The following is a 26171-nucleotide window of genomic DNA, read 5'->3' on the forward strand; positions in this document are numbered from 1 at the left end:
GACATTGCGCGTGGCTTTCGCCAGCCGTGATCGTATGCATGTCGACCAACACTTTGGCGCAGCGGAGGGCTTTGTGCTCTACAGCATTGATGCTGAGCGCACCCGCTTGTCGGGCGTGCTGGAGTTCGCACCTGAATCCATGGATGGCAATGAGAACAAGCTCGCTGAAAAAATCGCCGCGCTGACCGGTTGTGCGGCGGTCTACTGCCTCGCCGTGGGCGGCTCTGCGGTACGCCAGCTCCTCGCGGCAGGCATTCAGCCGATGCGGTTGGCTGATACGGAATCCATCGAGCCTATCCTGCACTCACTGCGCGACAGTATTCGCAATGGCGGCGTCGCCTGGATCGACAAGATCATCCACCGCAATGCTGACGAGAGCCGTTTCGACCGCATGGCCGAAGAAGGATGGCAGGAATGATGCTCGAACGCAGCGGAAAAATCATCGCCATCCATGCTGATCGCATCGAAGTCAAGGTCGACACGCCTTCTGCCTGCGGCCATTGTGGCAGCAGACAGAGCTGCCATGGCACAGACCCTGCACGTGTCACACTACCCCTCGAACCCGGTATGCATACGGGAGACGCCATCACGCTTGGCATGGAAGAAAGCACAGTCAACCTCTCTGCACTTCTCGCCTACCTGCTCCCGGCCCTGAGCCTGATTGCCGGGGCATGGCTGGGAGACAGCCTGAGCGCCAAGGACGCGGATCTGTTTGCCATTGTCGGCGCCGCACTCGGGTTGTGCATCGGTGTAGCGGCGGCTTGGTGCCTGAGCAAACTGTTGCGCCACACCCAACAATTCCCAGTTGTTAACAGCTGTGCCAGCCAAATTCCTTCAACCCATCAACAGAGCCATTTGTCATGACCACCGACCCCCTGATGTCCACCGATTTCATGAAGGAAATGTTGCGCCAGATGCGCGCACTGGATACCTATGGCATGTATGACGGTAAGCAAGCCGATGAGCTGCTTGCCCCCTTTGTGCTGGACAAGGCGCGCAAGGCAGCCATCCCCATCGTTGGCGACCCGGATGAGCGCACGCTCTCACGCGTCAAAGCCTTTTATAATTCCATCGCCATACTCATAGAAAAGGAATGCGGCTCCATGGCCGTACCGCTGGTACATCTGTCGCATGAAGGCTTTGGCCGCGTCATCATCACCGTGGGCAAGCTCGTCGCGCTGGATCGCACCCTGCGCGACGTTCACCGCTTCGGCTTCGAGAGTTTCTCGAAAATGAAAACCGAGGCTGACAAACAGCTGGCACTCGCCATTGAACTGGTTGGGCGCTATTCCGAAGTTGCCGAGCTGTAATGCGATCATGGACGACACCCTGAAAGAACTGGACAAGGAGGTGCGCCGCCTGCGGCGCATCGCAGCCGAATGGGCCGGGCAACTCCACGATCTGGTGGAAGACCGCCTACCTGCCGCCTACCTTGATCTGCCTGGCATCAGCCAGTCCACTTTCGATGCCTGCCGTGCGTGGGAAGAAGCCCAGAAGAGGCTGATCCTCGCGCAGCAAGAGCAGGCTTGCTCCCCAACACCTCACCGTCTTTGACCCACCCCTTATCTTTTACACAAGGAGCACCCAATATGGACCCTATCACCGCAATCACCCGAGGAGGCTCGTCCTGGACACCAGAATTTGCCATCTCCATTGATGACAAAAAGTGCATCGGCTGTGGCCGCTGCTACAAGGTATGCACGCGGGATGTACTCGAACTCATCGACCGCAGCGAAGACGAAATCATGGAAGACGATGACGACGACAGCGAAAGCATCTCTTCCAAAATGTCGCTGGCCAATGCCATGGACTGCACCGGCTGTGGGGCCTGTGGACGTGTCTGCCCAAAGGGCTGTTTTACCCACTCCCCGATGGCACTGGGCGCATAATCACGCAAATGGCTACTTCAGAGCCGGTTGCCAGACCGGCTCCGTTCGAACATGCCCAAGCTCGACACAGCCCCAGAGACACCACGCATCCTGCTATGCCATAAACAGAAAACGAGTGCGCGACTGCAATTCTTGCGATTTGCACATGGCATGTTGATGCCAACCCTCTTGCCGGAAGACGCAAGCATCTACCCAAGGAATACCCCCTCCCCCGTCCGCATCCACCCAGCCGCCTGGACCGCCCATCTGGCGGGTCTGCTCAAGCTTCCCACTCACATGCTGGCGGTGGAGCCTGAATTCCATGCCGAAGCACATAGCCCAACGCATGCCCCGATTACAATTTTGCTTGCGAGTTTCAACAGCATTGACTTACCTTGGGATATTGCCAAACAGATTCATGCGCAGTGGATTTCCATCACTGATACCACGGGTATTGCGCCCGCTGAATTGGCCGTCTTGCGTCTGGCCTACGAACACATGATTGGGTAATTCAATCAGCCAAGGAGCATGGAATTTGTTCGGGTTGCAGCAAATGGCGTACACTGAAAGCCTCGGCCCTGAGCAAGAGCTTATTCATGCGAGCAAATTCCCTGTCTGCCACTGCCAGTATGATGGCTTGCACACTCCTGCTGAGTGCATGCGCCAGCATCGAACCGCCAAGTGCCAGCTATTACCAGATAGATCCCGGCACACTCCCCACGCCAGATGTCACGCTCAACATCCCCGGCCTTGGCCCTTGTACCGATAACCCAGATCGCAGTCTGCATCTGAACAGTGCCCAAACAGTCAGTGTTCTGGTGCATGGTTGTTTCGGCTCATCGGGTCAATTTCGTGGGCTGGCACAGGTTCTCGCCTTTCAGGGGCAGCAGAGTGCCTGCTTCACCTACGACGACCGTGCGGCGCTGACTGACAGTGCCAGCCAATTGCGTTACGCGCTCAATGAGCTTGCCGAACAAAGCCACGTCCCACAGATTAATCTGATTGGTCACAGCCAGGGAGCACTGGTTGCACGTAAATCGCTCACCACCCGCATCTCCGGTGCAGTCCCGGCGAGCAGACTACATCTGGTCACCATCTCTGGCCCTTTCGGTGGCATTGCAGCGGCCAAACCTTGCGGCAACCCTTGGCTCAAGCCCCTCACGCTGGGCTTGATCACCGCATCCTGCCGTATTGCCACTGGGGCAAAATGGGCAGACATCACTGAGTATTCCGATTTCATCCGCACTCCCGGAGAATTGTCACCGCAGGTACAGAATTATCTGAAGATTGACACCGACGAAAAAGACAGTTGCCGCCAGGAAAAGAATGGCCGCTGTGTGGAAAGCGATGACATTTTCAGCCTGACCGAACAGCACAACAATGTCATAGAAACCGGCCCTCTTACCCACCGGCTCGAAGTCAAGGCCGGGCATGTGGAGATTGTGGGCGACAAAAAGACAGCGCCGGTCAAGCTATTGGCCGTATTGCAGGCACAGGGCATCCTGCACCCCATTGACGCGAGCCGCGTCAGCGCTTTCCGCACGCTTCTCACCCAGGTGTATCAGGACGCGGCCCCTCGTTGGCCTTTGTGGGAAGTCACCGCACAATAAGCAGCCAATCCGTGGGCGCAGCGGCAACACTTGAGGCCAGGGTGTAATATCAGGCATCTCCCGTACACAATCGGAAAGCCCCCTCATGTCCACACCCCTAAGAGTCGGTATCGTCGGTTACGGCTTTGCCACAAGCACTTTCCACGCCCCCTTGATTGCAGCCGTCCCCGGCTTGGCGCTAACTGCCATCTCCAGCAGTGACACCACAAAAGTACACAAGGATTGGCCACAAGTGGAAGCTGAGTCTTCGTCAGAGGCTTTGTTTGCGCGAGCGGATATCGACCTGGTCGTCATCCCCACCCCCAACACAACCCATGCACCCTTGGCTCGCGCCGCATTGGAAGCAGGCAAGCATGTGGTGGTGGACAAACCCTTCACCATCACCTTGGCAGAGGCCGAAGAGTTGTGCGCCGTCGCCAAGCGTTGTGGCAAGCTGCTATCGGTGTTCCACAATCGACGTTGGGACGCTGATTTCCTCACCCTGCGTAAGCTCATCGCCAGCGGCGAACTGGGTGAGATTATGCATTTTGAATCGCACTTCGACCGCTATCGGCCGGAAGTCCGCCAACGCTGGCGCGAACAGGCACTGCCGGGTTCTGGCTTGTGGTACGACCTGGGCGCGCATCTGCTGGATCAAACCATCCAACTATTTGGCATGCCTGAGGCCATCTCGGTGGATACCGCCATCCAGCGTACCGGCGCGCAAGCCGATGATTGGTTTCACGCCCTGCTGCGCTACGGCGAGCGCCGTGTAATTCTGCACGCCAGCGCCCTGGTTCCGCGCCTCGGACCACGGTTTGCGGTACATGGCACGCAGGGCAGCTTCATCAAGTATGGCCTGGACACGCAGGAAGATGCGCTCAAAGCAGGCGCCCGTCCCCCCGCAGCTAACTGGGGACATGATCCGTTGAAGGCGGAAATCACCGTCTGGGCACAGGGCGAACGCACATCACGCGAAGAGTACTGCGAACTGGGCAATTACCCTGCCTATTACACAGCCATCAGGGACGCAATCCAGAGCGGCACCCCCAACCCGGTTCCAGCGGAAGATGCCATTCAGGTGATGCGCCTGATTGAAGCGGGCATTGCCAGCATACGCGAACGCAGAGAAATACCCTTCGCATAAACATGCGATCAGACAAAAGAGCGCATCAAGCGTTCTTTTGTCTGTTTTCGAACCACATTTTCATCCCCAGTACAGCGCTGGCAAGCAGCAGGGTGACAAGGTTGGACACCACCACCGGCATGGAATTGACCACCAGGCCGTAGACCAGCCACAGGGCAACCCCGACGATAAAAACGCTGTACATGCCAATCGAAATATCCTGCGCCGAGCGGGTGCGCCATACCTGAAGAACCTGCGGAATAAAGGCCACCGTGGTGCAAGTGCCTGCGACCAGCCCCAGAATGTTGATTGTATCCACGAAAAAATTCCTGAAAAGCTACAAATGAATCGCTATTTTCAGCCGATCCTGCATGTCAACCCGCACGCACGCAAAATCCTGAATACGTGCGAGCACGCCTGGGCGTAGTGCCGGGCCATTGCCCACCACAACCACCCTACACCCTGCCGCCAACGCACTTTGCACACCCGCTTCGGAATCCTCGAATACCACGCATTCGGCGGGCGCCATCCCCAAAGCCGCCGCCCCGGCCAGAAAAGGGTCTGGCGCCGGCTTGCCGGGACGCCCAGGCTGCGCGGTAATGGCGACACGCGGATACGGCAGATGGCAATGCACAAAGCGGAAACGTGCAGTCTCCTCCACGGCCGAAGTCACCAAGGCCCAGCGATCCGGTGGCAAGCTCGCCAGAATCTCTGCTGCACCCGGCATGGGTTTCTGCCCGCCATCCACGTTACGCACAAAATCCTCCAGACGAGCGATTTCGTACTCTAGATCCAGATGCGGAGCGACTTTCGAGATCGTGGAGCGACTTGGTGTTCCGTGGCAGATCCGCATCACCTCATCAAGATCAGCCCCCGTATCCGCGCACCACGCCTGCCAAGCCAGCGTGACACACAGATTGGAATCCACCAGGGTTCCATCCATATCAAACAGAATCGCACTCGCCACAATCACCTGCATCATTCGCTTCCAAAAATCCTCTATCTGTACGATAAGCCCACTTCAGTCCACTTTCTTTGCGCCAGAGCGCAATTTTGTCTACTATTAGCTCAACTTAAGACTTCTTGGCTTTTGCATCATGCTCACACGGGAGATTGTTGGTAGAACTTTTGGCCAGAACTGGCACCACGTAGACCTGCTCTCCGAGCGCTCCACCTTCTTTTGGCACTATCACCCGGAGTTTGAACTCACGCTGACCCTGGATGGCAATGGCCTGCGCTACATCGGCAGCGATGTTTCGGCCTTTGGCGAACTCGATCTGGCCTTGGTGGCCTCCAATCAGGCCCACACCTGGGACACCACCCCGCGTGAGGATGGCCGCATCCAGCATATCCAGGTGGTATTTTTTACGCGGGAATGGCTGGAGTCCCTAGCAATCGGCCCACTGCCAGAGCTGACAGGGTTTCTCTCCTGGCTCAATGGCATCCGCCAAGGGGTTGTATTCAGCCAGGACTGTATCCGGCAGCTACTCCCCGCATTTGAGCGCCTGCGCCAATGCCGTGATCTGGCACGCCTGAGTTGCCTGATGGAGATTTTCGATGCCTTGCCGCGCGACCTGGAGGCCCGTCATCTGGGCAAACGGGGGGTATCGGAGAGCAATGACAAACGCCTGGAAATCGCCTTGCGCTTCATCCAGGAGAATTATCGCCAGCCCCTCAATCTTATCCAAGTCGCACAAACCGCCAACACCAGCGAAGCCACACTCAAAAGGCTATTCCGGCAGCATTTGAATCTGAGTGTAACGGAACTCCTGATTCACCTGCGCATCAGCCATGCCTGTAACCTGTTGATTGCAGGTGATCTGCCCATCCAACTGGTGGCAGAGGAAGCGGGCTTCCCCAACCCGAGCCACTTCTACCGCCAGTTCAAGATGCAGCGCGGCATGTCTCCGGCGCAATTCCGCCAGCGGCATCATCTACGCCAAATGGATAAGGAAGACATGCCGCCAACAGAGGGCTTCCGCACACAAGACGGTCACCCGCTGCAAGCGCCGGATGTATCAGACGAGCAGCGGATTCAGTTGCTCAGACCGTAGCCCACCTCAAAAAGCAAACTCGCCTTACGTGCCTCAACAGGTGCCGAGGCGGGCAAAAAACCCGCTGCATCGCGTGGCCATGCATACGGCAATTTGCCCACGAATGGCGCATCACCAAACAGCACATCCGCCACGCCTTCACCCTCGCTGCCCGGTAGCCATGCTGCCACCACCGCGTCGCTTTGCGCCAGCGCATCACCAAGAATCAGCGGGCGCCCACTCACCAACACCAGCACCAACTTACGGGCAAGAGGCCGCAACGTAGCGATCTGGCGCAGGTCTGCCGCGCTCAACATGAGCCCCTCCGCCATGCGGTCGCCCAACCATTCTGCATAGGGTGGCTCACCCACGAAGACCAGGGCAACATCCGCCGGAGCTTTGGCACTGACCGCACTCTTGCTGAAATCCCCCTCCTCGCGGTAATCCACCTTGGCACTCGGCCCCGCAACTTGCCTGATGCCATCCACGATCGTGGTTGCGCCGGGCAGGCGGCTGTTATTACCGGCAAAACCCTGCCATTCCAAAGTCCAGCCGCCAGACTGCAAACCCAAGTCATTGGCATGCCGCCCAGCCACAATGATATGCTGATCGCGTTTAAGCGGCAAAGCACCTCCATTCTTAAGCAACACCAATGATTTGCGAACTGCCTCGCGCGCTACCGCACGGTGTTCCGGGCTTCCCACCAGCGCCTTGGCTTCGGCAATCGGGCCGTCATGCTCAAACAGCCCCATTTCAAACTTCACCCGCAGGATGTTGGCAACCGCTTCATTGATTCGCGCTTGGGAAACTTTGTTCTGCTCCACGTTCTGGCGCATCAGGCGCAGCACTTCAGCCGTCTTGGAAGGCTCCATGAACACATCTACCCCCGCATTGGTGGCCAGTGCCAATTGCTCACCAAAACCATTGGCGGGCAGGTATTGCAGCGCCTCCCAATCCGTCACCACCAAACCATTAAATCCCAATTGCTTGCGCAGCACATCCGTCAGCAATTTGCCATTGGCATGCATTTTGACCCCATTCCAGCTACTGAAAGACGGCATCACGCTACGGGCACCCGCATCAATCTGCGCCTTGTAGGGAGGCAGGAAACGCGCCAGCAGCGCAGCTTCATCACCACGGGTGTCCCCACGGTCCATGATTGGCGCCTGCCCCGTTGGCGTAGGCATTTTGGCCGATTGATAGGCCACACCGCCATCCCCCAGATAGTGCTTGGCGGTCACAATCGGATGCGGAGCCCCTTGCCCAAACACCTCCAGCCCCGACTGGAAACCTTTGCTATAGGCCGTGGCAAGACGTGTCGTCAGCTTGGTATCCTCGCCCAAAGCCTCATAGGCGCGCCCCCAGCGAATATCATCCACCACGGCAACCACGGGCGCGAAGTTCCAATAAACCCCTGCAGCACTCATCTCGCGCGCGGTAATCTGGCCGATCCGGCGCATCAAATCCTCATCACGCGCGGCGCCAAGCCCCACTTGCTGCGGAAAAATCGTCGCCGTGGGCAACAACTGGAAGCCATGAACTGAATCAATTCCATACAACACGGGGATACCTAAACGGGTGGCATGGGCCGCTTCCTGGTATCCCTTCATCATTTTCACCCAACCATCCACCGTATTGGGTGACGGCACACTCCCCCCGCCGGACAGCAGCGTGCCCATATTGAGTTGGCGCACCTGATCAGGCTTCACCCAATCCCGCCCGCCCATCAGCATCTGGCCCAGTTTTTCATCCAGGCTCATGCGCGCCAACAAATCCTGCACGCGCTTTGCGACCGGCAATGCAGGGTTTTGGTAAGGAAGCACATCGGCGAGAAGCGCCGGTGAACAGACGAACAGACACAACACAGAAAGCAGCTTCGGCAAACGCATCAGATCCCCCTATGAATCAATCGTGGAACGTTTCTGAAAACGTTACCATGATGCACCTATCCCATGGGGGGAGGTCAAGCCTCAAGCGATGGCATTACGGGCATTCCCTTATCGCTATGCGGGTCTCCAAACCATGCTGGCCGGACCTGATGGCCGAATACGTGCTTCCACAAGATCAATCAGGCGAGCCTGTAGATGTCTATTAATAAAATCACGGGTGCCAAGGGAATACTACGACCTACCTCCATCATCAAACTCGCGGCAACTCGAATGGCATATACAAAAAGGGGCTACCAAATTCAGATTTTGCTTTGTACGCCCATCGGGATAGACTCACCCCTTGGCTATTCCCACGCATTTCCACTCCATGACCTTGCTTGAACGTTCCCTCGCCGCTGTCTGGCATCCTTGCACCCAGATGAAGCAGCACGAAACCCTGCCCCTAATCCCGATTGTGCGAGGTGAAGGCCCCTGGCTTTACGCAGAAGATGGCAGCCGCTATCTGGATGCCGTGAGTTCATGGTGGGTGAATCTGTTCGGCCACTGCAACGCCCACATCAATCAGCGCCTGCGTGAGCAGCTCGAACGCCTGGAACACGTCATCCTTGCCGGTTTCACCCATGAGCCGGTGGTGCGCCTGTCTGAAGAACTGGCCGCACTCACCGGGCATGCGCTGGGGCACGCTTTCTACGCCTCGGATGGTGCCTCCGCCACCGAGATTGCCCTCAAGATGAGCATGCACTACTGGCGCAACAGCGGGCAAACGGAAAAGACCCGCTTTGTGAGCCTTGCGGGCAGCTACCACGGTGAAACCGTGGGGGCGCTGGCAGTGACCGACATCGCCCTGTTCCGCGAATCCTACGCCCCACTGGTGCGTGCCGCCGCTACAGTACCCTCGCCCGATGCGCGCCAAGCCCAGCCCGGTGAAACCGCCCGTGCCGTGGCGCTACGCGCTGCCGCCGCACTGGAAGGCTGGCTTGCCGAGCATCACCGGGAAACCGCTGCCTTGATCGTGGAACCGCTGGTGCAATGTGCCACCGGCATGGCGATGTACGACCCCGAATACCTGCGCCAAGCCCGTGCGCTATGCGACAAATATGGTGTTCACCTGATCGCTGACGAAATTGCCGTCGGCTGTGGCCGCACCGGCAGCTTCTTTGCGTGCGAATCCGCAGGCATCTGGCCGGACTTTCTGTGTCTCTCCAAAGGCATATCCGGCGGGTATCTGCCGCTGTCTTTAGTGCTGACAACCGATCAGGTCTATCAGGCTTTTTATGCCGATGAAGTGACTCGTGGTTTTCTCCACTCGCACTCCTACACCGGCAACCCGCTCGCCTGCACCGCAGCACTTGCCACGTTGGAAATCTTCCGCGATGGAAAGGTGATTGAGCGAAACAAGGAGCGCGCAAGCTGGCTTGCGCAAGCGGCTGATCTCTTGGCGGAACACCCGGCTGTGCGCCACCTGCGCCAACAAGGCATGATTTTGGCATTCGATGCGGAAGGCGCAAGCCCAGGCTTCGCCCAACGTTTCCATCAGGCCGCACTTGCCGAAGGCATTTTGCTCCGCCCGATTGGCAACACGATCTACTGGATGCCGCCGTATGTACTCACGCAGAAGCAATGCCAATATTTAGGTGTGCAAACACTGCAAGCCTTGTCGAAGGCTTTGTCATAAGCAGAACAGCCCAATAAAAAAGAGGCCGTTTGGCCTCTTTTTTATTTGCAGCAAAGTCCGCAGATTACTTGCGATACTCTGCCGACTTGGCGTGTGCCTGCAAGCCTTCGCCATAGGCCAGCGTGGCGGCAACCGGGGCCAGCTCAGCCGCGCCTGCGGGCGACATGTGAATGATGCTGGTACGCTTCTGGAAGTCATACACGCCCAGGGGCGAGGAGAAGCGGGCGCTGCGCATGGTGGGCAACACGTGGTTCGGCCCGGCGCAATAATCGCCAAGAGATTCCACCGAGCAGTGGCCGACGAAAATGGCGCCGGCATGGCGGATTTTTTCGACCCAGGGTTCCGCGTGCTCAATCGCTAGTTCCAGGTGTTCCGGGGCGATACGGTTGGCAATCGCGCAGGCTTCGTCCAGATCGGCCACCTTGATCAGCGCGCCACGATTGGCAAGCGAGGCTGCGATGATGTCACGGCGCGGCATCTCCGGCAGTAGCCGGGCGATGGAGGCTGCGACGGCATCAATGAATTTGGCATCTGTGCACAGCAGGATGGATTGCGCGACTTCGTCGTGCTCGGCCTGCGCAAACAAATCCATGGCCACCCAGTCCGGGTTGCCAGTGCCATCGGAAATGATGAGCACTTCCGAGGGGCCCGCCACCATATCGATGCCGACGGTACCGAACACGCGGCGCTTGGCTTCGGCCACATAGGCGTTGCCGGGGCCTACGATCTTGTCGACTTGCGGCATGCTTTGCGTGCCGTAGGCCAGCGCAGCCACGGCCTGTGCACCACCAATCGTGAACACACGATCCACGCCGGTAATGGCAGCAGCAGCCAGCACCAAGGGGTTACGCTCGCCACGCGGGGTGGGTGTAACCATGATGAGTTCGCCCACACCGGCCACCTTGGCAGGCACGGCATTCATGAGAACCGAGCTGGGATAACTGGCTTTGCCGCCGGGCACGTAGAGGCCCACGCGATCCAGCGGGGTGACTTTCTGCCCCAGGCGGGTGCCGTTGGCTTCGGTATAGCTCCAGGATTCCAGCCGTTGTTTCTCGTGATAGCTGCGCACCCGTTCAGCGGCACATTCCAGCGCAGCGCGGCTTTCGGCAGGCAGGGAATCCAGCGCCGCTTGCAGCTCACGGCGCGGAAGCTCCAACGCTTCAATGCTTTTGACATTCAGGCCGTCAAAACGGTTGCTATAGTCAATGACTGCGGCATCACCCTGACTGCGCACCGCAGCCAGAATCTCTCCCACGGCGTTATTAACGCGGACATCCGTGCTGTTATCAAAGGCCAGCAAAGCATCCAGCGTGGCGGTGAAATCAGCCGTTCGAGAATCCAAACGGCGGATCAAGGCTTGCGTGCTCATGGCTTGACGGCCCCTGCAAAGGCTTCAATAATCGGTTGCAACAATTCGCGCTTCATTTTCAGCGCGGCCTGATTGACGACCAGACGCGAGCTGATCTGCATAATCTCTTCCACCTCGGTTAGCCTGTTGGCGCGCAGCGTACCGCCGGTAGACACAAGGTCGACAATCGCCTCGGCCAAACCCACCAGCGGGGCCAGTTCCATGGAGCCATACAGCTTGATGAGGTCGACGTGCATACCCTTGGAGGCGAAGTGCTCGCGGGCAATCTTCATGTATTTGGTGGCCACTCGAATCCGCGCGCCGCGCTGCACGGCAGCGGCGTAGTCAAAGCCCACAGGCACGGCGACACTCATGCGGCACTTGGCGATGTTCAGATCCACCGGCTGATAAAGCCCTGCCCCACCATGCTCAATGAGCACATCTTTGCCCGCAATGCCCAGATCTGCCGCACCGTATTGCACATAGGTGGGTGTATCGGAGGCGCGCACGATCACCAGCCGCACTTCCGAGCGATTGGTTTCGATGATGAGCTTGCGCGAGCTTTCCGGGTTTTCCACCGGGACGATGCCCGCAGCCGCCAACAGTGGCAAGGTTTCTTCAAAGATGCGCCCCTTGGAGAGGGCTAGGGTAATTCCAGTCACGATAATTTCCTCAATTTGTCCGGAGTTCAGATCAAGGACATGCCGGACAGCCAGTTTTTTTTCCATCTCAAACATCAAAAACCCGGCCAGGCCGGGTTGCAATCAGGGTAAGCGTATCCATCAAGCCTGCTGGGCGGCCTGCCACTGTTCGGGCGTGTAGGTCTGCAACTGCAAGGCGTGGATTTCGTTGCCCATCAGCGCGCCCAGGGTGGCGTACACCGCCTGATGCTGGCGCACCCGCATTTTGCCTGCAAAGCTTGCACTGACGACAATGCCGGAGAAGTGTACGCCGTCATCACCTTCGATGGCGACGTATTCGCAGGGCAGGCCTGCCTCGATGAGACGCTTGATTTCGTTTGCCTGAAACATGATCTTCCAAATGCCGGGGGTGGAAACACGGTCGCCTGCCTCTGGGGGCAGGTCGCCAAAGGCATTAGTATCGCAGTTTATAGCCTCGACGGAGCATTTCCAGGCTAAATCCTGTCACAAGGATCAGGGCAATCCCGACGACAGCAAAGCTCACCCAAGGGTTGATGTCGGAAACGCCAAAGAATCCGTAGCGGAAACCGTCAATCATGAAGAAGAATGGGTTCAGCCGCGACAGGCTTTGCCAGAAGGGCGGCAAAGAATGGATGGAGTAGAACACGCCGGAGAGCATGGTCAGCGGCATGATGAGGAAGTTCTGGAACGCGGCGAGCTGGTCAAACTTTTCCGCCCAGATGCCTGCCACCACCCCCAATGCGCCCATGATGGCCCCGCCCAATGTGGCAAAACACAGCACCCAGAACAGATGAGCCAGGGGCGTGAGGACAAAGAATGCCGCCGCCAGCCACACGCCCAGCCCCACCACAATCCCTCGCACCACAGCCGCCAGCACGTAGGCCGAAAAGAATTCACGGTAGGAAATGGGGGGCAGCAGCACAAAAACGATGTTGCCGGTAATCTTGCTCTGGATCAGCGAAGAGGAGCTATTGGCAAACGCGTTTTGCAACACGCTCATCATCACCAGGCCGGGAATCAGGAAGGCGGTGTAGCTCACGCCGGGATAAGGCTGAACCCGTCCCTCCAACACATGGCCGAAGATCATCAGGTAAAGCACCGACGTCAACACCGGTGCAGCCACGGTCTGGAAGCTGACCTTCCAGAAGCGCAGCATTTCTTTGTACAGAAGGGTACGGAAGGCGATCACGCGGCCTCCTGACGCATCATCTGGATAAAGGCTTGTTCCAGATCGGGCTTGAGGATTTCCATTTCTTCCACACGCACCCCGGCTTCGCGCATAACGCGCAAGGTTTCTTCAACCTGGAGCGGGTCGGCAAAATTGAATTGCGCCACCCCTGCATCAAAACTCAATGCTTTGGCCACCAATACTGCTGGCAGCGCGGCCGAGCCGATGTGCAGTTTGAGCGTCTGGCCCCCCACCCGGGCGAGAATGTTCTGGGTAGTGTCTAAAGCCACGATCTGCCCGGCCTTGAGCATGGCGATACGGTGGCACAACTCCTCGGCTTCTTCCAGATAGTGGGTGGTCAGCACGATGGTATGGCCGTTTTCATTGAGCTTGCGGATAAAGCGCCAAAGCGTCTGGCGCAACTCCACATCCACCCCGGCGGTGGGTTCGTCCAGCACGATGACATCCGGCTTATGCACCAGGGCTTGCGCCACCAGCACGCGGCGTTTCATGCCGCCGGAGAGCTGGCGCATATTGGTCTCAGCCTTGTTGGTGAGGTCCAGATTGGCCAACAGTTCGTCAATCCAGTCATCATTGCCACGGATGCCGAAGTAGCCGGCCTGGATGCGCAGGAGTTCGCGCACCGAGAAGAAGGGGTCAAACACCAATTCCTGCGGCACCACGCCCAGCACAGAACGGGCCTGGCGGTAGTCCCGCACCACGTCATGCCCCATCACGGCGATATGGCCTTCGGTGAGACGGGACAAGCCCGCCAGCGCGGAAATCAGCGTCGTCTTGCCCGCGCCATTTGGCCCGAGCAGGCCAAAGAACTCGCCCTGACGGATATCTAGATCGACCCCATCCAGGGCGCGTAGTGCGCCAAAGCATTTAACTGCGCCACTCACACGAATGGCTGGTATGTCACTCAATGGGAGCCTCGCCCTCAGACATCACTGCTTCCACATAAGGTGCAAGCAATTGATCGACGCCATACAACGCGGCCAGACTGACAAAGGATTGTGGCGGATTGAGTACCTGCACCTTGCGCCCGGTGGTATGGGCGCGGCGCACCCATCCCAGCACAACAGCAATGGCGGAGGAATCAGCAGACTCCACCTCGGCCAGATCAATGATGCAGTCCCCCTGGGTACAACGCTCCTCCCCCAGGGCAAGCAGCGCCGCCGCCTGATGCATGGTCATGGCGCCTGCCACATACAGGCGCCCATCGCGCTCGTTCAGCATTTATTTCTTACCTGTATCGGCCGCCTTGGCCGCCCCGGCTTGGTTCTTGTCGTGCAAAGACTTGATCAGCCCATCGATGCCACTGGCCTTGATTTCCTGGCCGAAGGTTTCACGATAGTTGGTGACCAGACTCACCCCTGCAACGGATACGTCATAAACCTTCCAGTTGTCGGTGCCCTTGATCATGTCGTAATCCATGGGAATCGGCTTGGAGCCGGGCTGGCGCAATTCGGTCCGCACGGTAACGTCGGTATCGGTCGCGGCAAGCTTGAGCGGCTTCACATCAATGGTCTGGTTTTTGTACTGGGCCAGGGCGTTCGCATAGGTACGCACCAACAGGGTACGGAATTCGCTCGCCAAGGCAGTCCTTTGTTCAGGCGTGGCATTGCGCCATTCGCGCCCGACGGCCAAGCCAGTCATGCGTTGGAAATCGAAATACTTGAGGATCTTGGTCTCTGCGACTTCGGTAACACGCTTGATGTCGCCCGCCTGGATGGCTTTGTCATTCCGTACTGTTTCAGCCATGTCTTTGCTGACATTGCGTACCAGTTCATCGGGGGCATCCATTGCCATTGCGTTGGAAGCCAGCCCCAAGGCCAACAAGATGGTCAGGAAAAACTTGGTCATACACACTCCTCTTGAAAATCCATTTTACTTGCCGGAAGACTCTGCCGGCGCGAATTGCCCGGCGGGAGGCTCTTCAAGCTTCGTCGCGGCGGGTGCCGCAGGCGGCGCAGGTTCATCCAGATAATCGTCGTCTTCTTTGTTCTTCACCTTGGGCGGGTTCCCGTCATAGATCTGGTTGATCCGCCGCTTGAGATAGAAGTCCCGCATGAAGGAATACTTGTCGAGTGCGGCTTCGTCCAGGGCATTACCCGCAGCCAGAAGCTGGGCACGCAGATCCACGAGTCTGATCGCCCGCGCGGTGTTGCGGATGGCCACCCGGTCAACCGCTCCCACCGGATCAACATAGGGCACAGCCAACGTCACCAGTGTGTTGCTGCTGTCTCTGAGGGTCGAACTCCCAAAGAAAGGCAGCACCAGATACGGCCCCGGCCCTACGCCCCACACACCCAGGGTCTGCCCCAGGTCTTCGTCATGCTTTTCCAGCCCAAGTTCGGTAGCTACGTCAAACAGCCCCAGAATCCCTACCGTGGTATTGACCAGCAGCCGCCCCACATCGCTGGCTGCCGCGCCCGGCTTACCCTGGAGCAGATTGTTGGTGCCAATCCAGGCATCTTCCAGGTTGGAGAAGAAGTTGCCGATCCCTGTGCGCACCGGCATCGGCGTGACTGCCGCATAGCCCTTGGCCACAGGTTTGAAGGCGTAGGTATCCACCGCATCGTTGAAGGCGAATACCTTGCGGTTCATCGGCTCCAGCGGGTCCTGCGGATTACCGGTGGTGGCGCAGGCACTGAGCAGCAGCGCCAGCATCATCGTCACAATAGTCAGCAGTTTCATTCCGCTTCTCCTGTATTCCTGGCCGCCCCGCCACTTACTTGGTGGCCGGGCCTTCCGCAGCCTTGCTGAACATGAACTGACTGATCAGCTTCTCCAGCACGACGGCAGACTGGGTCTTCTTGATCACGTCACCCGGCTTGAGGTCATCCGGGTCTCCCCCCGGCTCCAGGCCGATGTATTGTTCGCCCAGCAAGCCCGAGGTGTTGATGGTGGCAAAAGTATCCTTGGGGAAGGTGTAGCGGCCATCCATCTGGATCGTCACCACCGCCTGATAGTGTTGCTTGTCAAGATGGATCTCCTGGATGCGTCCAACCACCACACCTGCACTCTTGACCGGAGCACGGGCCTTAAGGCCACCAATGTTGTCAAAATTGGCCGTCAGCGAATACGGCGAGCGAATCTGCCCACCACTGAGGTTGCCCACCTTGAGCGCCAGAAACACCAGCGCCAGTGCGCCCAGGGTTACAAAAATACCCACCCACAAATCGATCGTTGTTCTATTCACGTCAGCCTCTGAACATAAACGAAGTCAGAATGAAATCCAGCCCGAGAATGGCCAGGGAAGAAGTTACCACAGTACGCGTTGTCGCCCGGGATACCCCTTCGGCGGTGCCATCGGTGTCAAAGCCTTCAAAAACAGCCACCAACGATACTGCAACGCCAAAGACAACACTCTTGATGACACCATTGACAATGTCATTACGAAAATCCACAGATGCCTGCATCTGCGACCAGAAACTGCCTGAGTCAATCCCGATCATCACCACACCGACCAGATAGCCGCCAAACACCCCCATGGCCGAGAACAGCAAGGCCAGGATCGGCATGGAAATCACCCCGCCCCAGAAGCGCGGCGCCACCACCCGGGCAACCGGGTCCACCGCCATCATGTCCATGGCGGCAAGCTGTTCGGTCGCCTTCATCAGGCCGATTTCGGCGGTTACCGCAGAACCCGCACGGCTGGCGAACAGTAGACCGGCCAGCACGGGGCCCAGTTCCCGCACCAGCGAGAGCGCCACCAGCGTGCCCAGCACCTCTTCCGAGCCATAGCGCTGCAAGGTTTCATACCCCTGCAGGCCAAGCACCATGCCCACGAACAAGCCGGAAATCAGAATGATAGTCAGCGACAACACCCCGGAGAAATAGATTTCCCGCAAGGTCAGACGCAGGCGGCGGAAGCTGCTGCCGGAATGCCAGAGCAGGAGTCCGAAGAAACGAGCCATCACGCCAAGCCGCCACTGGGTATTGATTGTCCGGGCGCCCACCAGACGGAACATAGATGCAATCCGATTAAGCACGCTGAACTCCCAACAAAGCCTCTTCATAGGGGACGGCCGGATAGCGGAAAGGCACCGGACCATCGGCCTCGCCCCATACAAACTGGTGTACCCAGGGGTCTTCCGACGTACGGATCTCATCCGGCGTGCCCTCGGCCACCACCTTGCCGTCAGACAGGAAGTAGACGTAGTCCACGATCTGGAGCGACTCCTGCACATCGTGAGTCACCACAATCGAACTAGCCCCCAGCGCGTCGTTGAGCTTGCGGATCAATTGCCCGATCACCCCTAGGGAGATCGGGTCCAGCCCCGCAAAAGGCTCGTCGTACATCATCAGTTCCGGGTCCAGCGCAATCGCGCGGGCCAATGCCACACGCCGCGCCATCCCGCCAGAAAGCTCGCTGGGCAGCAGATTTTCGGCACCACGCAAGCCCACCGCGTGCAATTTCATCAGCACGAGGTCACGAATGATCGGCTCAGGCATGTTGGTGTGTTCGCGCATCGGGAAAGCCACGTTGTCGAACACCGACAGATCGGTAAACAGGGCGCCAAACTGGAACAGCATGCTCATGCGGCGGCGCAGATCGTACAGCCCCTCACGGTCCAGGCTCGGCACCTCGGCCCCGCAGACGGTAAGCTGCCCGGCACGCGGGCGCAGCTGCCCGCCGATCAGGCGCATCAGTGTTGTCTTGCCGCAACCCGAACCACCCATGATGGCAACAAGCTTGCCACGTGGCACGTTCAGCGTCACGCCATGGAGTACATCGCGGTTACCATAGCTGAAACGCACATCGCGTAAAGAAACGAGAGAAGACATCTCTGGATTGCTCTTCCGGATAGAAACAGATCAAAATGCGGATACGATAAAAAGATACAAATCGACCGATGAGGCTTGATTCTATCATGTGACCCATTCAATCTTGGTCTGGCCATAAACCTTGCTTTAAGCATTCACTAAGGGTCTTGCGCCTTGGTGTCCTCGCACACATAACCATACTCGAAAGATGGCAACTTCAAATTTCATGTGGCCATCAAGACAGGGATTTAGGGGCACGATGCAAGCCTTGCTGCACACTCGCGCTAAGATCGTACCCACACTGCCCAGCCTCCGATCATGACCTTGCCATCCACCCGCCGCCCTCGCCTGCTGATTGTTGATGACGACCCGCTGATCCAGGAGACCTTGGCCTTCACCCTGGGGGAGCGCTTCGAGGTGAGCCAGGCAGAGAGTCGTGAGCAGGCCATGCAGCAATTGCGCGAAGAGGCACTGGCGCCTGAAGTCGCACTGGTCGACCTGGGGCTGCCGCCCTATCCGCATCGCGCCGAAGAGGGCTTGCTGCTGATCCAGGAGATTCTGGCGCAGGACCCCTTGTGCAAAATCATCGTACTCTCCGGCCAGGACGAAGAAGCCCACGCCCGCCACGCCCGTACCCTGGGGGCCCTGGATTTTCTGGCCAAGCCTGCCCACCCGGAAGTTTTGCTCAAGGCGCTTGAGCAGGCCATGGGCCTGCGCCAGCAGGAGCAGCGGGAACAAATCCGTCTCCCCCAGGCCAATCGTATCGTTGGCCTCAGCACAGCCATCCATGCCGTGCGGGAGCGCATCGGCCAATACGCCACATCTCGCTTCCCCGTGCTAATCGAAGGGGAATCGGGCACCGGCAAGGAAATCGCAGCGCGCAGCCTGCACGAACAAGGCAGTACCCGTGGCAAGCCTTTCCTGGCCCTGAATTGCTCGGCCATCTCACCCAACCTGATCGAAGCCACGCTGTTCGGCCATGCCCGTGGCGCCTTCACTGGAGCAGTAGGCAATAAGGCGGGGTACTTCGAGGACGCCGGCGAAGGCTGCCTGTTTCTGGATGAAATCGGAGAACTTCCGCTGGAACTCCAGCCCAAGCTCCTGCGGGTGCTGGAAAGCGGGGAATACCAGCGCGTGGGCGAAACCCAAACCCGCTTTTCCAAAGCGCGGGTATTGGCCGCAACCAATCGGGATCTGCTCGTGGAGGTGCGTGCCGGGCGTTTCCGTGTCGACCTGTACCACCGGCTCAGCGTGCTGCGCCTATTGATGCCGCCCCTGCGGGAGATGGCGGATGACCGCAATGTGCTGCTCCTGCACTTTCTGCATGAATTCAACCAGGAGATGGGCCTGCCCGCCTTCCGGCTGGATGACGCAGCCCGCCAGCTCTGGCAACACTATAGATTCCCCGGCAACGTGCGCGAACTGCGCAACATTGTCGCTCGGCTCGCCAGCCGCATGGCCGGGCAAACAGTAGGGCTCGACACGCTCAAACCAGAACTGGAAACATCCCCCAGCCTGCCCGCCACCATCGCGCCGGAAAGCCCGGCGAGCACCAGCGGCGGCCTGCCAAAACTGGGCAATGGCATCGTGCTGGACGCCACATTGCGACGTATCGAACGCGAATACATCATGGCCGCGCTGCTGCAAGCCCAAGGTAACGTCAGTCAGGCCGCCCGCCTGCTAGGCCTGAACCGTTCAACCTTGTATAACCGCATTGACACCCTGGCACGCAACGGCGAATCTATCCCGGATTTTCTGACGCTGGCGCGAGAACACCTCTAATACCCTATGTACAAGGATCACTTCGGCCTGCACGAATCCCCCTTCCGCATCACCCCACACACTGGGCGCTTCTTCGCGGGCGCCAAACGCGGGGCCGTGCTGGAGGCGCTGTGCTTTGCCATCGCCCATGACGAAGGGATCATCCGCGTCACCGGCGAAGTTGGCACAGGCAAGACCATGCTGTGCCGCATGCTGCTCGAACAACTGCCCGCCGACATCCAGACCCTCTATATCGCCAACCCCAGCCTCAGCCCGCAACAATTGCTCGAAACCCTGGCGGATGACCTGGGCCTGCCTCAAGAGGCCGACACCGCCCTGCTGCGGCGCATCGAGAAAGCCCTGATCGCACTCCATGCGCAAGGCAAGAAGGTGGTGGCGATCATTGATGAGGCGCATGCCATGCCCCGGGAGTCGCTGGAGCAGATCCGCCTGCTCTCCAACCTGGAGACATCCACCCATAAACTCCTGCAGATCGTGCTGTTTGGTCAGCCTGAACTCAACGCCTTGCTGGCAGAACCCACCATGCGTTCGCTGCGGGAGCGCATCACCCAGAGTTTTGAACTCGAACCCATGCAGCAAAACGAGTTGGCGGCCTATCTGGATTTCCGCCTGCGCGCGGCGGGTTACAAGGGGCCGGAACTGTTCAGCAAGGCCACGCTTGGCCCACTGATGCGGGCCTCACGGGGGCTGACGCGGCGCATCAACATTCTGGCCGACAAAGCCTTACTGGCAGCCTTTGCCGACAATACCCACACGCTGAGCCTGAAACATATCCACGCCGCCATGCATGACGCCCAGTTTGCCCCACTTGGCCAGGGCATGCGGCGCATCGGTCTGGCCGCAGGAGGAATCACTCTGGCCGCCCTACTTATCGGCCTAGGCATCTGGGGGCAGAAGCCCCCCACCAGCAGAACTGAAGCCACGAGTGGCGCCACAACAGGCGCTTCGCTCCCCACAGCAGTGCAATCCAGTCCGCCAGCAGCAAGCTCAAGCCCAACGGCAAGCCAGCCCACACCACAGCTCAGCCCTCTGGCTCAAACGATACTGGAGCAAACTCGCACCCGGCTGGCAACAACGCCAGGAGAACATTTCTTCATAGAACTGCGCAGCGCCCCGGTTGCAAATGCACAGAGCCTGGAATCCCTGATTACGGCAGTTCACACCCGACTACGTGCTGACCGCCTCCAACTCTATCTCAGCCACAATCCCGCCACCCCCAGGCTGCATGTGCTCTATGGCCCGTTTGCCAACGAAGCCAGCGCACAGAAGATACGCGGCTACCTGCCGACCTGGGCACGCAGCCCGGAAATCAGCATTCGGCGTTACACATCGCTTGACTGACAAGCAGGCAGAATCAGCCAGAGAAACAAGGGAACTGAAGCAGGGGAACAAGATACCGCCGGGCTGAAGCGACCCGTGGCAAGGACTTACTGATTGGCCGATGGACTGGGGTTGTTGTTCGCTGCAGCCCCAGCGGAGGCGGCGTTGGCATTGATACGTGCAGCAGCGGCATCACGCACGGATTGCGGCAGATCGGCGGCCTGTGCGTCAGACACCAGACGGCGGGCACCGTTGAAACGGCTGCGCCAGTAATCGCTATCCATATCCTCGACCCGGACCACATTACCCGTGGAAGGCGCGTGGATAAAGCGGTTATCCCCCACGTAGATACCTACGTGCGAGAAGGCACGACGCATGGTGTTGAAGAACACCAAGTCACCCGGCTTCAGATCCTGCACGCCGTTGACCTTGTCACCCAGGCGAGCCATCTCGACCGCTGTACGCGGCAGATTCACGCCAAGAGCTTCACCAAACACTTTCTTGACCAGCCCGCTGCAATCAAAACCACCGGCCTCCGGGCCATTGCCGCCGTAACGGTAACGGATACCCAGGAAGCTCATGCTCTTTTCCACCATCGCATTGATGCCACTGCTGGTGGAGGAGACTGCGGCCTGTGCAGACGAAGCTGCGCGTTGAAACAGGGAAGATTCCGCCGGCTGCGCGGAAGATGGTTCATCGGCCCATACGCTTGAAGCGCAGAACAGGGCGATGGCAGCAGGAAGGATGAACTTGTGTTTCAATTGCATGGGGTCGAACTATACGCCCCATGCTGCACGCCGTAAACCCTAAAAACGCCTTAATACGACGAACGTACAAGCCTCAACAAACCCGCATGGCACAAGGGGTTTGCCCTCGTTACCCTGCGGGTTATGCACGTTTGCTACAAGGCCTCTGCCGCGTAATCGGCCAGACGTGAGCGCTCACCTCGCTGCAAGGTGATGTGCCCGCTGTGAGTCCAGCCCTTGAAACGGTCGACCACATAGGTCAGGCCCGAACTCCCCTCGGTAAGGTAGGGCGTGTCGATCTGGGCGATGTTCCCCAGGCAGACCACCTTAGTCCCTGGCCCAGCCCGCGTAATCAGCGTTTTCATCTGCTTGGAAGTCAGATTCTGCGCCTCATCGATGATCAGGAACTTGTTGATGAAGGTGCGCCCACGCATGAAGTTCAAGCTCTTGACCTTGATCCGCGTGCGGATCAGGTCGCGCGTGGCCGCCCGCCCCCACTCGCCGCCATAGCTCCCACCCTCATCCACGTTGCCATTGAGTACATCAAGGTTGTCTTCCAACGCCCCCATCCAGGGCGCCATCTTTTCCTCTTCGGTACCGGGCAGAAAGCCGATATCCTCGCCTACCGGCACAGTCACCCGGGTCATGATGATTTCGGCGTAACGCTTGGTTTCCAGAATCTGGGTGAGCCCCGCAGCCAGCGTCAGCAGCGTCTTGCCAGTCCCGGCCTGACCGAGCAAGCTGACGAAATCCACATCCGGGTTCATCAACAGGTTGAGCGCAAAATTCTGCTCCCGGTTACGTGCCACGATGCCCCACACATTATTTTTCTGGTGGGTGAAATCGATCAGGGATTCCAGCACAACCTCCATCCCATCCTTTTGCTTGACGATGGTGTAGAGCGGCTTGTCGCCTTCCTGATACACGAGTTCATTGACAAACATGTCCGCACACAAGGGCCCGCGCACCTTGTAGTAGGTACGCCCGCCCTCCTTCCACGAAGTCATGTCCTTGCCGTGGGTATCCCAGAAATCTGCGGGCAGCTCACGCATGCCGGTGTAGAGAAGATCTGTATCCTCCAGCACCTTGTCGTTGAAATAATCCTGCGCCTCCAGGTCCAGCGCACGCGCCTTGATGCGCATGTTGATGTCCTTGGACACCAGGATCACATGCCGCTCAGGGAATTGCTTGCACAGGAACATGATCACCGCCAGGATCTGGTTGTCAGCCTTGGCGGTTGGCACCCCGACGGGCAAGCTCGGGTCGATGGCCTGGGTCTGCAGGAACAGCCGCCCGGTGGCCTGCCCGCGCGAGGGCGCCTCCAGTGGGATACCCTGCTCTATGTGATGCTCACAGGTCGACACCACTTCGTCCATCATCCGGCTGGCCTGACGAGCGTTGCGGGCGACTTCAGACATCCCCTTCTTGTTGTTGTCCAACTCCTCAAGCGTCATGATCGGCACGAAAATATCGTGCTCCTCGAAGCGATACAGGCTGGTCGGGTCATGCATTAATACATTGGTATCGAGCACAAACAACTTCGTGGTGGGTGCCTTGACTGCTGCAGATTTGCGAGTGGCCATATCAGCTTTCGTTAGTCGAGGAAAAAATGCTTCGGGCAGCACCTTCAAGCCATAGGGATGGATCAAAGGCTGCTTATGTAATCCAATACCTCCTGGGCATGGCCCTCCACCTTCACCCCGCGCCATTCGCGCACAAGTTTGCCTGCGGCGTCAAAAACAAAGGTGCTGCGCTCAATGCCACGTACCTGCTTGCCATACATGTTTTTCATCTTGATGACATCGAGCGCTTCGCACAGCTTCTCGTCTTCATCCGAGAGCAGTTCGAAGGGGAAGGTGAACTTGCACTTGAAGTTCTCATGAGACTTCATGTCGTCGCGCGAGACGCCGAACACAGCAGCACCGGCTGCCGCAAATTCAGCATGCAGGCGGCCAAAGTCGATGCCCTCGGTGGTGCAGCCGGGCGTGTTGTCCTTCGGGTAGAAATACAGAACGACCTTGCGGCCAAGAAGCGAAGACAGGGAGATAGACTGACCGCCGGTGGCGGGCAGCGTCAGGCTGGGGAGCTGGCTCATATCGAGATCCTTATGGTTATCAATCCATTTTTTGGCGTCCCGCCCCCACGCTGGCGGCGGGAACACTTTCAGCGTATAGCCTTGCGTGCGCCCCTGCAAGCGCGGGCGCTGCCCGGAAGCAATCTCTGACCATTGGCGGGCAAGCCCGTGCGCGCACCGTCACAGGCATGCCATGAACCAAAAACCGGGTTTGTGATTGATAAATCAGGATGTTGGCATCCGTCTGCTGGGCGCCACGCAAAGGCAGCACTCAGCGCATGCTGCCCTGACAGCCGCATCAAGTGTTGGTTGGAAGCAACAAGGCGGCGACCACTTCACGGCCTTCGGAAGCCAGAATGTTGTAAGTGCGACACGCCGAGCCGGTATCCATGACTTCCCACCCCACCCCGGCTTCAACCAGGGGACGCAGCACGGCAGGCTTGGGGAAGTATTGGCGAGCCCCCGTTCCCAGCAAGACCAACGCGGGCTTGAGGTCCAACAAGGCGGCTAGGTGCTCGGCGCTCAAAGCATCAAACCCGCCTTCGAGCCAGTTTTCCCGCAAGGCCTGTGGCGCCACGACTAGGTTACAGGGGTGGGCGACGCGGTTGACCGTGATCGCAGCCGCATCGTAAGCATTCACCAGATTGAGGTTTTCCGGCAGTTCACGTTGTAGTTTCATCGTATGGGGATGCTTCATTTGCCGGGCAGACTGCCTACACAGCCCACCAGAGCATTTCTGTTATCGGGCAGGTATCGCTATCATATAGCTCTTTGTGCATCAATCGCCCGTTTGCCGGGTGAACATCGGAGTAGCCATCATGAAACAAGGCCAGCCAGTACGTGTAGTCAGCGACGAAACCCCAAAGACCGCCCCGGAAGCGGCTGCACGGGTCATCGCCAAGTCTGCCAAGCTGGCCAACGTGTGTTACGACATCCGTGGCCCGGTGCTCGAACGCGCCAAGCAGATGGAAGAGGAAGGCCAGCGCATCATCAAGCTCAACACCGGCAACCCTGCCGCGTTCGGCTTCGAGGCACCCGATGAAATCACGCGGGACATGATCCGCAATATGTCCAACGCGGCCGGTTACGTGGACTCCAAGGGGATCTTCCCGGCGCGCAAGGCCATCATGCACTACACGCAGGAGAAGCAGATTGCCGATGTCACCGTGGACGACATCTACATCGGCAACGGTGCTTCAGAGCTGATCGTGATGGCCATGCAGGGGCTGCTCAACAATGGGGATGAGGTGTTGGTGCCCGCCCCCGACTACCCGCTGTGGACCGCCGCCGTCAATCTTGCCGGCGGCCGCGCCCGCCATTACCTGTGCGACGAAGCCAATGGCTGGCTGCCCGCGCTGGACGACATCCGCGCCAAAATCAGCGACCGCACGCGTGCCATCGTCATCATCAACCCGAACAACCCCACCGGCGCGGTCTACCCGGACGAAGTGCTGCTGGAACTCATCGAGATTGCCCGCCAGCACCAGCTGATCATCTACGCCGACGAAATCTACGACAAGGTACTCTACGACGGCGTCAAGCACACCTCGATGGCCTCGCTGGCCGACGATGTGCTGTTCATCACTTTCAACGGTCTCTCCAAAAACTATCGCTCCTGTGGCTATCGCGCAGGCTGGATGGTCGTCTCGGGCAACAAGCGGATTGCCGGCGACTATATCGAGGGGCTCACGATCCTCGCCTCCATGCGCCTGTGCTCCAACGTGCCTGCGCAATACGCCATCCAGACTGCCTTGGGCGGCTATCAATCGATCAACGATCTGGTCAAACCCAGCGGGCGACTCACCCGCCAGCGTGATCTGGCCTATGAGGCGTTGATCGCCATGCCCGGCGTAAGCTGTGTGAAGCCACAAGGCGCACTGTACATGTTCCCGCGCTTTGACCCGAAGATGTACCCGATTACCGACGACCAGCAATTCGTACTCGAACTGCTGGAGGCCGAGCGCGTACTGCTCGTGCAGGGCACGGGCTTCAACTGGCCGACGCCGGACCGCGTGCGGGTCGTATTCCTGCCCAATACCGATGACCTCGCCACGGTGATGGAACGCATCGCCCGCTTCCTGGATCATTACCGAAAACGCCATAACCGCTGAGATG

At 58.7% G+C, this 26171-nt stretch carries 31 protein-coding genes; 13 read left to right on the plus strand and 18 right to left on the minus strand.

Annotated elements, in window-relative coordinates; genetic code table 11:
- The first annotated feature begins 10 nt into the window (after positions 1-10).
- From B145_RS0119565 to B145_RS0119600, 8 genes are all read left to right on the plus strand, one after another.
- Entirely contained in the window at positions 11-418 is a 408-nt protein-coding gene (locus B145_RS0119565; protein ID WP_211209880.1) for a NifB/NifX family molybdenum-iron cluster-binding protein, read from the plus strand.
- Complete coding sequence (locus B145_RS0119570) at positions 415-864, plus strand: SoxR reducing system RseC family protein (RefSeq protein WP_018609646.1); 450 nt, start codon at positions 415-417, stop codon at positions 862-864. The genes B145_RS0119565 and B145_RS0119570 overlap by 4 nt, the downstream gene beginning before the upstream one ends.
- A complete protein-coding gene (locus B145_RS0119575; protein WP_018609647.1) occupies positions 861-1310 on the plus strand; it encodes a NifX-associated nitrogen fixation protein in 450 nt (149 codons plus the stop codon). Before B145_RS0119570 ends, B145_RS0119575 begins: the two co-directional genes overlap by 4 nt.
- A 7-nt stretch (positions 1311-1317) precedes the next feature.
- The gene (locus B145_RS0119580) at positions 1318-1554 is read left to right on the plus strand and encodes a CCE_0567 family metalloprotein (RefSeq protein ID WP_018609648.1); all 237 of its coding nucleotides are present in this window, start codon (positions 1318-1320) and stop codon (positions 1552-1554) included.
- A gap of 35 nt (positions 1555-1589) precedes the next feature.
- Positions 1590-1889, plus strand: coding sequence for a ferredoxin III, nif-specific (gene fdxB / locus B145_RS0119585; RefSeq protein WP_018609649.1), 300 nt, complete (start codon positions 1590-1592; stop codon positions 1887-1889).
- Between the two features lie 150 nt (positions 1890-2039).
- On the plus strand, positions 2040-2378 hold the full coding sequence (locus tag B145_RS0119590; protein WP_157288530.1) for a hypothetical protein: 339 nt from the start codon (positions 2040-2042) through the stop codon (positions 2376-2378).
- Between the two features lie 86 nt (positions 2379-2464).
- Entirely contained in the window at positions 2465-3478 is a 1014-nt protein-coding gene (locus B145_RS0119595) for an alpha/beta hydrolase (RefSeq protein ID WP_018609651.1), read from the plus strand.
- Positions 3479-3563: 85 nt separating this feature from the next.
- A complete protein-coding gene (locus B145_RS0119600) occupies positions 3564-4604 on the plus strand; it encodes an oxidoreductase (RefSeq protein ID WP_018609652.1) in 1041 nt (346 codons plus the stop codon).
- Between the two features lie 25 nt (positions 4605-4629).
- Here the strand turns inward: B145_RS0119600 and B145_RS0119605 are convergent, their stop codons facing one another.
- Together B145_RS0119605 and B145_RS0119610 are read right to left on the minus strand one after the other, a co-directional pair.
- The gene (locus B145_RS0119605) at positions 4630-4902 is read right to left on the minus strand and encodes a SemiSWEET transporter (RefSeq protein WP_018609653.1); all 273 of its coding nucleotides are present in this window, start codon (positions 4900-4902) and stop codon (positions 4630-4632) included.
- A gap of 18 nt (positions 4903-4920) precedes the next feature.
- Entirely contained in the window at positions 4921-5565 is a 645-nt protein-coding gene (locus B145_RS0119610) for an HAD-IA family hydrolase (protein WP_033407717.1), read from the minus strand.
- Positions 5566-5680: 115 nt separating this feature from the next.
- Between B145_RS0119610 and B145_RS0119615 the strand changes: the two genes are divergently transcribed.
- Entirely contained in the window at positions 5681-6637 is a 957-nt protein-coding gene (locus tag B145_RS0119615; protein ID WP_018609655.1) for a helix-turn-helix domain-containing protein, read from the plus strand.
- On the opposite strand, the gene B145_RS0119620 is transcribed toward B145_RS0119615, so the two are convergent.
- Positions 6619-8505, minus strand: a complete 1887-nt coding sequence (locus B145_RS0119620) for a glycoside hydrolase family 3 protein (protein WP_018609656.1) — start codon at positions 8503-8505, stop codon at positions 6619-6621. The two genes, B145_RS0119615 and B145_RS0119620, sit on opposite strands and share 19 nt — an antisense overlap.
- Before the next feature lie 367 nt (positions 8506-8872).
- Here B145_RS0119620 and bioA point away from each other — a divergent pair, with 367 nt between their 5' ends.
- On the plus strand, positions 8873-10180 hold the full coding sequence (gene bioA, locus B145_RS0119625) for an adenosylmethionine--8-amino-7-oxononanoate transaminase (protein ID WP_018609657.1): 1308 nt from the start codon (positions 8873-8875) through the stop codon (positions 10178-10180).
- A 64-nt stretch (positions 10181-10244) separates the two neighbouring features.
- Here bioA and hisD read toward each other — a convergent pair whose 3' ends face one another.
- The 11 genes from hisD to B145_RS0119680 all read right to left on the minus strand — a co-directional run bounded on the left by hisD (position 10245) and on the right by B145_RS0119680 (position 18155).
- Complete coding sequence (gene hisD, locus B145_RS0119630; RefSeq protein WP_018609658.1) at positions 10245-11549, minus strand: histidinol dehydrogenase; 1305 nt, start codon at positions 11547-11549, stop codon at positions 10245-10247.
- Entirely contained in the window at positions 11546-12190 is a 645-nt protein-coding gene (hisG, locus tag B145_RS0119635; protein WP_026259313.1) for an ATP phosphoribosyltransferase, read from the minus strand. Before hisG ends, hisD begins: the two co-directional genes overlap by 4 nt.
- 120 nt (positions 12191-12310) lie before the next feature.
- The gene (locus tag B145_RS0119640; protein WP_018609660.1) at positions 12311-12559 is read right to left on the minus strand and encodes a BolA family protein; all 249 of its coding nucleotides are present in this window, start codon (positions 12557-12559) and stop codon (positions 12311-12313) included.
- 64 nt (positions 12560-12623) lie between these two features.
- On the minus strand, positions 12624-13379 hold the full coding sequence (locus B145_RS0119645; protein WP_018609661.1) for an ABC transporter permease: 756 nt from the start codon (positions 13377-13379) through the stop codon (positions 12624-12626).
- On the minus strand, positions 13376-14287 hold the full coding sequence (locus B145_RS0119650; protein ID WP_018609662.1) for an ABC transporter ATP-binding protein: 912 nt from the start codon (positions 14285-14287) through the stop codon (positions 13376-13378). The genes B145_RS0119645 and B145_RS0119650 overlap by 4 nt, the downstream gene beginning before the upstream one ends.
- Positions 14280-14600 (minus strand): STAS domain-containing protein, encoded by a 321-nt coding sequence (locus B145_RS0119655; protein WP_018609663.1) that lies wholly within the window; start codon positions 14598-14600, stop codon positions 14280-14282. Before B145_RS0119655 ends, B145_RS0119650 begins: the two co-directional genes overlap by 8 nt.
- On the minus strand, positions 14601-15227 hold the full coding sequence (locus tag B145_RS0119660) for an MlaC/ttg2D family ABC transporter substrate-binding protein (RefSeq protein WP_018609664.1): 627 nt from the start codon (positions 15225-15227) through the stop codon (positions 14601-14603). It lies immediately after the preceding gene.
- 24 nt (positions 15228-15251) lie between these two features.
- Positions 15252-16061 (minus strand): MlaA family lipoprotein, encoded by an 810-nt coding sequence (locus B145_RS0119665; RefSeq protein ID WP_018609665.1) that lies wholly within the window; start codon positions 16059-16061, stop codon positions 15252-15254.
- A 34-nt stretch (positions 16062-16095) separates the two neighbouring features.
- A complete protein-coding gene (mlaD, locus tag B145_RS0119670) occupies positions 16096-16566 on the minus strand; it encodes an outer membrane lipid asymmetry maintenance protein MlaD (RefSeq protein WP_018609666.1) in 471 nt (156 codons plus the stop codon).
- 1 nt (position 16567) lies between these two features.
- Positions 16568-17338, minus strand: coding sequence for a lipid asymmetry maintenance ABC transporter permease subunit MlaE (mlaE, locus tag B145_RS0119675; protein WP_018609667.1), 771 nt, complete (start codon positions 17336-17338; stop codon positions 16568-16570).
- 13 nt (positions 17339-17351) lie between these two features.
- Positions 17352-18155: an ABC transporter ATP-binding protein gene (locus tag B145_RS0119680; RefSeq protein WP_018609668.1), complete on the minus strand. Its 804-nt coding sequence runs from the start codon at positions 18153-18155 to the stop codon at positions 17352-17354.
- Positions 18156-18452: 297 nt separating this feature from the next.
- Here B145_RS0119680 and B145_RS0119685 point away from each other — a divergent pair, with 297 nt between their 5' ends.
- Both B145_RS0119685 and B145_RS0119690 read left to right on the plus strand, forming a co-directional pair.
- Positions 18453-19916 (plus strand): sigma-54-dependent transcriptional regulator, encoded by a 1464-nt coding sequence (locus B145_RS0119685; protein WP_018609669.1) that lies wholly within the window; start codon positions 18453-18455, stop codon positions 19914-19916.
- Between the two features lie 6 nt (positions 19917-19922).
- Entirely contained in the window at positions 19923-21257 is a 1335-nt protein-coding gene (locus tag B145_RS0119690; RefSeq protein ID WP_018609670.1) for an ExeA family protein, read from the plus strand.
- A gap of 86 nt (positions 21258-21343) precedes the next feature.
- Here B145_RS0119690 and B145_RS26395 read toward each other — a convergent pair whose 3' ends face one another.
- From B145_RS26395 to B145_RS0119710, 4 genes are all read right to left on the minus strand, one after another.
- The gene (locus B145_RS26395; protein ID WP_018609671.1) at positions 21344-22003 is read right to left on the minus strand and encodes a C40 family peptidase; all 660 of its coding nucleotides are present in this window, start codon (positions 22001-22003) and stop codon (positions 21344-21346) included.
- Positions 22004-22137: 134 nt separating this feature from the next.
- The gene (locus tag B145_RS0119700; protein WP_026259315.1) at positions 22138-23565 is read right to left on the minus strand and encodes a PhoH family protein; all 1428 of its coding nucleotides are present in this window, start codon (positions 23563-23565) and stop codon (positions 22138-22140) included.
- Between the two features lie 62 nt (positions 23566-23627).
- Complete coding sequence (locus B145_RS0119705) at positions 23628-24077, minus strand: peroxiredoxin (protein ID WP_026259316.1); 450 nt, start codon at positions 24075-24077, stop codon at positions 23628-23630.
- 277 nt (positions 24078-24354) lie between these two features.
- A complete protein-coding gene (locus tag B145_RS0119710; RefSeq protein WP_018609674.1) occupies positions 24355-24735 on the minus strand; it encodes an Mth938-like domain-containing protein in 381 nt (126 codons plus the stop codon).
- Positions 24736-24874: 139 nt separating this feature from the next.
- Between B145_RS0119710 and B145_RS0119715 the strand changes: the two genes are divergently transcribed.
- Positions 24875-26167: a pyridoxal phosphate-dependent aminotransferase gene (locus B145_RS0119715; RefSeq protein WP_018609675.1), complete on the plus strand. Its 1293-nt coding sequence runs from the start codon at positions 24875-24877 to the stop codon at positions 26165-26167.
- Positions 26168-26171 lie beyond the last annotated feature (4 nt).

The organism is Uliginosibacterium gangwonense DSM 18521 (assembly GCF_000373965.1).
Taxonomy (GTDB): Bacteria; Pseudomonadota; Gammaproteobacteria; order Burkholderiales; family Rhodocyclaceae; genus Uliginosibacterium; species Uliginosibacterium gangwonense.